This is a genomic window from Aminobacterium sp. EBM-42, from assembly GCF_001896635.1.
Lineage (GTDB): Bacteria > Synergistota > Synergistia > Synergistales > Aminobacteriaceae > Aminobacterium > Aminobacterium colombiense.
The window spans coordinates 116576-126902 of the sequence record NZ_MPPC01000006.1 but is presented as its reverse complement, the minus strand read 5'-3'; the positions used below and the strand labels follow the sequence as shown (position 1 = coordinate 126902).

The window sequence follows — 10327 nt, the reverse complement described above, 5'->3', positions numbered from 1 at the left end:
GGCAACTTCCTCCTCATGCATGCCATGGGACCTAATGTGGCCGGCGTCATCGGAACTGCTGTGGCTGCAGCCGTCATGCTTACACTGTTGAGCTAAAATGGCTTGTTTTAGAAATAATTTTTCTAAAGCATGAGAAAAAGAAGTCTTTCCCGTTTTTATGCGGGAAAGACTTCTTTTTACGTGTTATTATATTGCGGGTTTTAAAAAAAGGTACGTGGGGGGTTAATAGAAATGAAAATTGCTATAGGCTCAGACCACGCTGGATTTCCCGTAAAATCCGCCCTAAAGGCCCATCTTTGCGAAAAAGGGCATGAGGTTATTGATTTTGGGACAGACAGCGATAGTGTTTCGTGTGATTATCCTGATGTGGCTTTTGCTGTTGCTCAAAGTGTTGCAGCAAGGGAAGCGGAGCGCGGTATTCTCGTTTGCGGCAGCGGTATAGGGATGTCAATTGCTGCAAATAAGGTTCCGGGAGCTTACGCAGCTCTATGCAACACACCAGAACTCGCAGTTTTAAGCAGACAACATAACAACGCTAATATTCTCTCTCTGGGTGGACGGATTATCTCTGAACTCCAGGCTTATGAAATAGCCGACCTCTGGCTTGATACTAATTTTAAAGGGAATCGTCATGAGCGTAGGGTAAGTAAAATAAAACAATTCGAAGAAAAACTTGCCCCTACATACTCAAGTAGCGGCGAAGGACGAATAGTCATTCTCGATCACCCACTTGTCCGACACAAAGTAAGTATTATTCGTGATAAAAACACGTCGGTAAAAGAATTTAGAGAACTCGTGCAAGAAATCGCAGGACTTATGGTCTATGAAATTACACGTAACCTGCCCCTTGTAAAAATAGAAATAGAAACCCCTATAGAGAAAACCATCGGTTATACCCTCGAAGGGAAAAAATTGGCAATCGTTCCTGTGCTTCGGGCCGGACTTGGGATGGTAGACGGAATTCTGCAAGTCATCCCCAATGCCAAAGTTGGACACATTGGCCTGTACCGCGACCCCGAAACCCTAGAGCCCGTTGAATATTATTGCAAACTACCAAGTGATATTAACGAACGTGATATATTTATACTTGATCCGATGCTGGCAACAGGGGGATCTGCAGCAGCAGCCATCAGCCTTGTTAAGTCAAGAGGCGCACGCAAGGTAACCCTTGTCTGCCTAATTGCTGCACCAGAGGGTGTGGAACGAGTTCACCAAGCCCATCCAGACGTGGATATTTATGCCGCAGCCCTTGATAATTACCTCAATGATCATGGATATATTGTACCTGGTCTGGGTGATGCCGGTGATAGACTCTTTGGAACCAAGTAAATCGGTGTGCAGCTGTGCTTCGCCTTATATTTATATGTATTCTTATGATGGGGTGGGGAGCCGGAATGACCCCCCTCTCCATGAAATTATCCAATAGGTATAGAATTCTCGACGTCCCTGGAGGAAGAAAGATTCACTTGGGCAATATTCCCAGGGGCGCAGGTATTGTTTTATGGATGGGCTATTTATTATGGATTCTTCTTTGTGCCCCCGAAAACTTCTTTCTCAAGCTTTTATCAATAGGCGCAACTATTGTTTTTCTTTGCGGCTACTGGGATGATATAAAACCATTAAACCCGAAGATTAGATTGATCCTGCATCTTTTTGCCGCCGCCTTTGTGCTTTTGCCTTTTAATATACCCTTTTCTCATCGGGTATTGCTCATAGTCTGGATTGCCGGTGTAACAAGCGCCTACAATATTATAGACGGGTTAAACGGGCTTTGTCTCTTTATGTTTGTAATCGCGGCTCTTACGGCATCCCGGTTTGGAACTCCTGAAATCTGGTGGCCAATAGCAGCCGTGGCAGTAGGAGTTCTACACTGGAATTTTCCTCAAGCCAGAACGTTTCTCGGAGATGGGGGCAGCACTCTATTAGGTTATCTTTTTGCTTCGCAGCTTATTTTCAGTTTTTATCAAAGCGGAAATTATTCTCGCATCTCCTCTAGTGAGCTAGCTTTATTGCTGTTACTATGGGGTGGTGTCCCAGTTGTCGATACTCTTGCCTCCATCCTTCGCAGGATTATAGAACGCAGATCACCCTTTATGCCTGACCGTGGACACCTGCACCATAGATTGCTTGATCGCGGGTTGTCGTCAATAGCCACTCTGAGCATCATGGCACTTCTTCAATGGGTTTTGCTTGAGCTGGGAATGTTCTTTTATGGACGGTTCACTTTGTAAGGTCAAGGAGGAAAAAATGACTCGCACTATTATTTGCGTTATAGGAACAAGACCCGAAGCCATAAAAATGGCGCCGGTCATTCTTACTTTGAAAAAAAACACTGCCTACCGAACCCTTGTCCTCGCAACGGGACAACATTCTGATATGCTTGATCAGGCACTTTCTTTTTTTGACATACATGCCGATGAAAATTTACATATTATGAAAGCTCGCCAAACTCTTGACCATATTACCTCCCGTGTTCTCGTTGGCACTGGTGAGATTTACGATAAAGAAAAACCTGACCTTGTCTTAGTCCATGGCGACACAACGACAACCCTGGGCGCATCAATGTCAGCATTTTACAGAAAAATCCCAGTAGGACATGTAGAAGCGGGGCTGCGCAGCGGGAATCTTGAGCAGCCTTTCCCAGAAGAAGCTAATCGAGTTATTACAGATCGCCTGGCAACGCTTTTCTTTGCCCCCACAGATAGGGCGAAGCACAATCTACTTTCTGAAAACGTAGCGGAAGAACGTATTTTTGTAACGGGAAATACTGTAATAGACGCTCTTGCCTGGACCCTTAGGCAAAATCGAGGCCATGCCCCGCAAAAAGAGTATTCTTTGCCCGAGGATGCGCCTCTTATCCTTATGACAGCTCACCGAAGAGAATCATGGGGCGAACCGCTAAAAGAAATATGCAAGGCAATTAAACATCTTTTAACCGAGCTCCCTCATGTTTATTTTTTAATTCCACTCCATAAAAACCCTGCGGTGAGAGATGTCATAAGATCTTGTCTTGGCAAAAGTGAGCGGGTTATTTTTACAGATCCCCTTAATTACCCAGATTTTGTACAGGCAATGAACCGTAGTTATCTTATACTGAGCGATAGTGGAGGCGTTCAGGAGGAAGCCTCGTTCCTGAAGAAACCAGTACTTATCATGAGAAATCTTTCTGAACGGCCAGAAGCTATTGATGAGGGAACCGGAATTCTGGTGGGAACAGATAAGGAAAAAATTATTTTTGAAACACTTCGGCTTTTCTCTAATAAGAGGGAATATGATAATCTTGTTGCTGGAAGTAAAAGTCCTTTTGGAGATGGAACTGCCGCAGAAAAAATAGAAAAACATATTTTCAATTTCTTTAATCCATGGAATATCGTTTAAAATAGATGCAATTTATTTGTGCCTTTATATTGTGACCAGGAGTGATCGCAGTGGACTATAAAATGAAAATTACAGGTGGAGTTCCTCTTCGTGGGAAAATAGAAGCTCAGGGAGCTAAGAATGCCGCTCTCCCCATAATGGCAGCTTCTCTTCTTCTTAAAAGCGGAACCCTCAATATACACAAAGTTCCTCGTCTCCATGATGTTTTAACTATGGCAGATCTTTTGCGGGGACTCGGTGCTGAGATCCAATATGAAAAAGGAGAAATGTCTATCTCTATTCCCGAAGATCTCTCTTGGGAAACCCCATCCAATCTAGTACGTAAAATGCGTGCTTCATCATTGGTTCTTGGTCCTCTTCTGGCCCGTTGCGGACGTGCAGTCTTACCTTTGCCAGGCGGCTGTTCCATAGGAAGCCGTCCTATTGACCTTCATCTGAAAGGCCTTTCCCGTATGGGAGCATCAATTGATTTGGTTCATGGTGCTGTTCATGCTACTGCAAACGGATTGAAAGGTTGTCGTATCTATCTTGATTTTCCCTCTGTCGGTGCAACAGAAAATCTTCTTATGGCAGCTGTCTTTGCAGAAGGGGAAACCGTTTTGGAAAACACTGCGCGAGAACCGGAAATTACTAATCTTGTTCAAACGTTGAAGTCAATGGGAGCTAGTATTGAAGAGGAAGGAACCGGGGTTATTCGAATTAAAGGCGTAGACGAACTTCACGATGCAGAAACGATAGTTATCCCTGACCGTATAGAAACTTGCACCTACATTTTGGCTAGTATTATGTCAGGTGGAGAAATTGAGATCGAGAATGTCATACCCCAACATATCGATTCTCTTATTGCAAAATTAGAAGAGGGCGGAGCATCTTTCACAGTAAAGAATGATTCTGTTATTGTTCACCCTATAAACCGGCTAAAGGCCGTTTCGCTGAAAACCATGCCCTACCCGGGCTTCCCAACAGACTTACAGCCTCAGATTATGGCTACTCTTGCCCTCGCCGATGGAGCGAGCGTGATCCAGGAAGGAGTCTTTCAGGCACGTTTTCTTCATGTAAGCGAGCTTAACCGCATGGGAGCTAGAATAGAGTTGCAGGGCAACACCGCTGTGGTTACAGGGGTTGAGCACCTTGTGGGAGCCGATGTAAGCGCTACGGATTTAAGAGCTGGAGCGGCCCTCATCCTTGCAGGTCTGGCCGCAAAGGACGAAACCTGCGTATACCATATAGGCCATGTGTGGCGTGGGTATGAAGATATGGACAAGAAACTCCAGCAGCTGGGAGGACAGGTTGAAATTATGCCTACAGAATCTGTGGGGACAAAGGTCAACGGAGCTGTCATGAAGGAAGACTCCTAATCAGTGCTCGTTTTCAAACTGCTGAAAGTTTATTTTGACTTAGGATATAACACCTCGTTACGGGATGAGAAGGAATCTTCATCCCGTTTTACGTATGTTATTAAAGAAAAACTTGAATGGTACCTGTTCTTTAAAACAGTGTCCTGGCAGAGAGATAAGAAAATTGGGTTTATACAGCTCTTAAACACTTCAAGCAAAGAAGCCATGGCATGGAACTAAATTAAACCAAATTTCACCAAATTGCTCTAATACTGGTAAAATTAGTATCAAGAGATCAAGCCGACAATTTCTCTTGCAGGGACTTCATCAGGAAAACCGCAGGGGTAATTTGACCTGTTAAAACGAACATTTCCTGACTATATTGAACAGGGTGATGAATAAATTGGATTCAACAACAGCTAGAAACTCTCTTCAAATGATACATGTTATAGCTTTCGTAGGACCGGCTGGTACAGGTAAAAGTCAAAGGGCCCAGTACGTAGCGACAGATAATAACGTTGATTATATTATAGATGACGGGCTGGTTATTGCGCGTGGCAGAATTATGACAGGGAAAAGTGCCAAGTCAGAAAAGAATCTTGTAAGAGCCATTCGTCGTGCCCTCTTCGAATTTCCCGAACATAGAGAAGAAGTTGTTTCTTTTCTAGAAAAACAGGCGCCCTGTACCGTGATGATCATAGCTACTTCAACGGCTATGGCTTTAAAGATCGTGCGTATCCTCAATCTTCCTCAGCCAGAAAGATTTATCCATATAGGTGATGTGGCATCAGCAGAGGACATTAAAAGCGCACGTAAAGAGCGTTTGACCAAAGGTCAGCACGTCATTCCTGTGTCAAGGGCTCAAATAAGACGAAACTTTGCCGGCAAGCTTGTGGGGCATCTTCGAGACCTTTTCAAAACAGTTGACAAGGAAGAAGGGGAACGTACCATCGTGCGCCCTCCTTTTAATTTTTACGGAGAACTAAGCATTGAACCTCAGGCCATTATAGATATTGTGAGATATCTTACAGAACGGACCGGACAGGTAAGGGCCATTCAGGATATTAAAGTCCGCCCTATCGATGATGCCATAGAAATAACAGTAACGGTAACCTTATCCCTTGGAGCTGTCACCTTTCGCACTATAGGGGAGAGAATACGCTGGAAAAGCGCCAAGGCCGTACGGTATTTTACAGGCATGGACATTAGAGAAGTTAACGTTTTGATAAATGGAGTGTTCATAGAATGACAGAAAAAAGATGCTACATTCCAACTGGAGAAGATATAAAAGAAGCACAGAAACTTGCGTGGAAAGAATTAATACAGCAAATATCCTCATGCGGCAAATGCGGATTGCACAAAACAAGAGTATCTACAGTTCCTGGTGAAGGAAACACAAAAACACATTTGATGCTTGTAGGGGAAGGTCCTGGAGAAGAGGAGGACGAACAAGGCAAACCTTTTGTCGGCAAAGCTGGACAGCTTTTAACGAAAATATTAAAAGCCGCGGGCATTTCCAGAAAAGATGTATATATAACCAATGTGGTCAAATGCCGCCCCCCCCACAATAGGGTTCCTGCAATTGAGGAAATGATGACTTGCAATATGTATCTGGAGGCCCAAATAGCCCTTATCCGCCCATCTATTATCTTGTGTCTTGGGAATACCCCAACTAAGTGGTTTCTCAAAACATCTGAGGGTATAAGCAATCTTCGGGGAAGATGGTTCAAATGGAGGGGAATTGATCTCATGCCAATTTTTCATCCTAGTTATCTTCTGAGAAATGAATCTAGAAAAAAAGGCAGTCCTAAAGACCTGACATGGCAGGATATTCGCGCTGTAAAAGAGAAATTAGACCAATTATCCCCCAGGGAGGGCCAATGACAACATGTCACTTAAACATATAGCTATCATTATGGATGGAAATGGGAGATGGGCAAAAAAGCGCCATCTTCCTCGACTGTTGGGCCATCGTGCGGGGGTTAAAGCAGTGGAACGCACAGTTAGAGCGGCAGCGGATTTTGGCATTCCTTATCTTTCGCTATACGCCTTCTCTACAGAGAACTGGAAGCGGCCAAAAACCGAAGTAAAAGGACTTATGTCCCTTTTTCGATATTACATTAATAAAAAAGTGCAGGAACTTGTAAAGGAAGATGTTCGCCTTCGCTTCGCAGGAAGGACAAAGGAGTTACCGAAAGACATTCAAGAAATTATCCATGAGGCAGAAAATGAAACAGAAAAAGGACAACGCCTTCAGCTTATCGTTTGTTTGAACTATGGCGGCCGACAAGAAATAGTGGATGCAGTTCAAAAGTTACTAAAAGATGGATATAAAGGAAAGGTCACAGAAGAAACCATACGATCTTATCTATATTTGCCTGATCTTCCAGACCCTGATCTAATTATTCGGACGAGCGGAGAATATCGTCTCAGTAATTTTTGGCTTTGGGAAGGAAGTTATAGCGAATTCTACTTTTCATCCCTGTTATGGCCCGATTTCAACAAAGAGGCATTGCAAGAAGCTATACTTTCCTACGAAAAGAGGGATCGACGTTATGGCGGCATTCAACGATAAAACTAAGGAGCTCGCAATACGCGCTTCTAGCGGGCTCATTCTCGCATCTATCATACTCGCGTCTATTTTTCTTGGAGGCAATTACTGGTTTGCTGTTGCGTCACTGATAGGTCTTCTCTCTTTATGGGAATTCTATCAGCTTCTATCAAAAAAATTTCGTGTCTCCAAAGGAATTGGACTTTTAGCAGGGGGCCTTATATTACTTGCCTCTGCAGAACATTTTCGTCCTATTTCTATTTTAATGGTTTTGACATTAACCACTTTTATATTGCTGCTGATCGAAATTTTGCGCCGGCAGTTTTCCCATTCCAGCTACGCTATATGGAATTTAGGCGGAACCCTTTCCGGCCTTATTTATATTATCTTCCCCTGGAGCTTTATGGTCCTTTTACGAGCCCTTCCCCTCGGGAAACTTTTGCTTTTCACTCTCTTTTTTTGTACATGGAGTTGCGATGTAGCGGCCTACCTTGTAGGATCACAGTGGGGGAAAAACAAGTTTTGTGAAGCAGTCAGCCCTAAAAAGACATGGGAGGGCTTCGGCGGAGGAGTAGGGGGCAGCATTCTTGCTTCGGTATTTATAGCCTATTACAGCGCTATGCCTCCATTTCCATTTCTATATATTGGGATAATATGTGGGTTCGCCGGGCAATTGGGGGATCTTGGGGAGTCTCTTATAAAAAGAGAAGCGGAAGTGAAAGACAGCGGCCAGCTTATACCAGGCCATGGAGGGGTACTTGATCGTTTTGACAGCATTCTTATTAATGGAACCCTTACATTCTTTCTGTTTGGAGTGATTCTTGGTTGAGCAAAAATCCTTGCCATATAGCTCTTATAGGCGCAACTGGCAGTGTGGGGTCGTCTGTTCTCGATATTTGCAGGGCCTTCCCCGAAAAATTTAAGATAATTTTTCTTGTAGCTCATCGCAATGCCCTAAAAATGAACGATCTCATTCATGAGTTTCATCCAATAGGAGCTGCCCTGACAGATCGGGAAGCAGCTTCAATTTTGCGTACACTTCAAAGTGAAGTATCTGTTTATGAAACAGATGATGACCTGGAATATATTGTAACTCACCCCGAAATAGATCATGTCGTCTTTGCGTCCTCAGGCACAGCAGCTATTAAAGCCCTTCAAAAAGCCCTTCTGGCTGATAAGAACGTTTCTCTGGCCAATAAAGAAAGTATTGTAGTAGCCGCACCATGGGTTATGCCCCTGGTGCGGCGCACAGATCAGCTTCGTCCACTTGATAGCGAACATAATGCCATATGGCAATGCCTTCAAGGAGAGGACAAAGAAACTGTAGAAGAAATTTACCTCACTGCGTCCGGCGGTCCATTCAGAACTTACGATCAGAAAGCTCTAAGGCATGTCACTCCTGAAATGGCACTGGCTCATCCTGTATGGGATATGGGATACAAGGTGAGTATAGACAGTGCCACCCTTATGAATAAAGGCATAGAGATAATAGAGGCTATGTATTTATTTGATCTAGAACATACTCAGGTAAAAGCCGTTATTTGTCCCGGCTCGATTGTCCATGGTATTGTACGTTTTACAGACGGCACTCTTAAAATGGCCGCCTCTACTCCAGACATGCGCCTTGCCGCGGCAACTGCGTTAAGTTACCCAGGACGTTTGCGTTTATCCGCATTGCCTCAGATTATGCCTCTTTCAGTCCATTCCCTTACGGTACAATTCTATCCACCAGACGAAAAGTTATTTCCTTGTCTGGCTCTCGCTAAGGAAGCAGCGCGGAAAAAAGGTCCCTATCCGTCCCTTCTCGTGGGAGCTGATGAAGTAGCAGTTGACGCTTTTTTAAGAAGAGAAATAAGTTTTACGCAAATTTCCCTAGTGATAGAGCAGGTTCTATCGAGTTATAATGATAATGCACCACAAACCCTTGAAGAAAGCCTTATAATTTTAGAAAGAGGGAGAGAGAGGGCCCGAGCATTGATAAGAAGTGCCGGCAGGTGCGGCAAGGAGAGAAAATCTTATGATCGTTAGTGTATTATCCTTTCTTTTAGTCATCGGTATTTGCGTTGTCACTCACGAATATGGACACTATAGAACCGCAAAGGCCTGCGGAGTTCAGGTTCACGAGTTTGCCTTCGGGATGGGTCCGGTACTTTGGCAAAAGAAGGGACGGGAGACCTTGTGGTCAATAAGGGCCTTCCCTGTCGGAGGGTTTGTCCGTCTTGCCGGAATGGACGAGGAGCAACCGGGTGAAGAGGTTAAAGAAGGGAAAGGCTTCAACGATAAAAAAGCATGGCAGCGCTTTTTTATTCTTTTAAATGGACCTTTGGTCAATATCCTTCTGGCCATGGCTCTAACAGCTATATTCCTTTCTGCCCATGGGGTCATCGATATGAGCTCTCCAGTAGTAGGGGACATTATGGAAAATCTGCCTGCTCAACACATTGAGCTACAACCAGGTGATATTATACGAACTGTTAATGGCGTACACGTTTCAGATTGGCCCAGCATGGCTAAAGCTATTCGTGATGAGGCAAAAGAGGGCCCCGTTACCCTTGAAATTGAAAGGGGCGGACAGTTGCTCTTAAAGGAAGTCGCAATACCGTATTCAGCAAAATATGGGGCGCAATTACTGGGCATTCGGCCACCAATGATGCGTTATGGCCTTTTATCGGCCTGGACCAACGCCTTTTCTTACACAGTGAACATGAGTGTAGAAATGATACAAGGGATCGTCAGATGGGTTCTGCAGGCCCAGGACGTGGACGTTTCCGGCCCTATTGGCATTGCCACTATGGCAGGAGAGGCCGCAAAACAGGGCATATGGCCCTTTATTTCTTTCCTATCCCTCATTAACCTTAATCTGGGGCTAATAAACCTTTTCCCTTTTCCAGCCCTCGACGGTGGGCGCCTTGTTTTTATAGTGGGGGAAATAGTTACTAAAAAGCGCCTTCCCGAACGTATTGAAAACTTCATTCATCTTGCTGGATTTATATTGCTGATCACATTGATTCTTTTTATAACATGGAAAGACATCAGCAAAATTTTTAATCTGTAGTATATT

General features: G+C 44.2%; 11 protein-coding genes. All 11 read left to right on the top strand.

What is annotated here, in order from left to right:
- Positions 1-96, top strand: a 96-nt coding sequence (locus tag BUC50_RS01480) for a sodium ion-translocating decarboxylase subunit beta (RefSeq protein ID WP_273312734.1), incomplete at its 5' end; no start/stop codon positions are given.
- Between the two features lie 135 nt (positions 97-231).
- Entirely contained in the window at positions 232-1329 is a 1098-nt protein-coding gene (upp, locus tag BUC50_RS01475; protein WP_013048279.1) for a uracil phosphoribosyltransferase, read from the top strand.
- Between the two features lie 44 nt (positions 1330-1373).
- Positions 1374-2231 (top strand): glycosyltransferase family 4 protein, encoded by an 858-nt coding sequence (locus BUC50_RS01470; RefSeq protein WP_052292837.1) that lies wholly within the window; start codon positions 1374-1376, stop codon positions 2229-2231.
- Between the two features lie 16 nt (positions 2232-2247).
- Entirely contained in the window at positions 2248-3378 is a 1131-nt protein-coding gene (gene wecB / locus BUC50_RS01465; protein ID WP_013048277.1) for a non-hydrolyzing UDP-N-acetylglucosamine 2-epimerase, read from the top strand.
- A gap of 50 nt (positions 3379-3428) precedes the next feature.
- Positions 3429-4736: a UDP-N-acetylglucosamine 1-carboxyvinyltransferase gene (gene murA, locus BUC50_RS01460; RefSeq protein ID WP_013048276.1), complete on the top strand. Its 1308-nt coding sequence runs from the start codon at positions 3429-3431 to the stop codon at positions 4734-4736.
- Positions 4737-5109: 373 nt separating this feature from the next.
- Complete coding sequence (locus tag BUC50_RS01455; protein WP_148211328.1) at positions 5110-5964, top strand: Asp23/Gls24 family envelope stress response protein; 855 nt, start codon at positions 5110-5112, stop codon at positions 5962-5964.
- On the top strand, positions 5961-6599 hold the full coding sequence (locus tag BUC50_RS01450; protein WP_013048273.1) for a uracil-DNA glycosylase: 639 nt from the start codon (positions 5961-5963) through the stop codon (positions 6597-6599). Before BUC50_RS01455 ends, BUC50_RS01450 begins: the two co-directional genes overlap by 4 nt.
- A gap of 4 nt (positions 6600-6603) precedes the next feature.
- On the top strand, positions 6604-7290 hold the full coding sequence (gene uppS, locus BUC50_RS01445) for an undecaprenyl pyrophosphate synthase (RefSeq protein ID WP_013048272.1): 687 nt from the start codon (positions 6604-6606) through the stop codon (positions 7288-7290).
- On the top strand, positions 7271-8095 hold the full coding sequence (locus BUC50_RS01440) for a phosphatidate cytidylyltransferase (protein WP_013048271.1): 825 nt from the start codon (positions 7271-7273) through the stop codon (positions 8093-8095). Before uppS ends, BUC50_RS01440 begins: the two co-directional genes overlap by 20 nt.
- Entirely contained in the window at positions 8092-9294 is a 1203-nt protein-coding gene (gene dxr / locus BUC50_RS01435) for a 1-deoxy-D-xylulose-5-phosphate reductoisomerase (RefSeq protein ID WP_013048270.1), read from the top strand. Before BUC50_RS01440 ends, dxr begins: the two co-directional genes overlap by 4 nt.
- Positions 9284-10321, top strand: a complete 1038-nt coding sequence (gene rseP / locus BUC50_RS01430; protein ID WP_013048269.1) for an RIP metalloprotease RseP — start codon at positions 9284-9286, stop codon at positions 10319-10321. The genes dxr and rseP overlap by 11 nt, the downstream gene beginning before the upstream one ends.
- Positions 10322-10327: the final 6 nt, after the last annotated feature.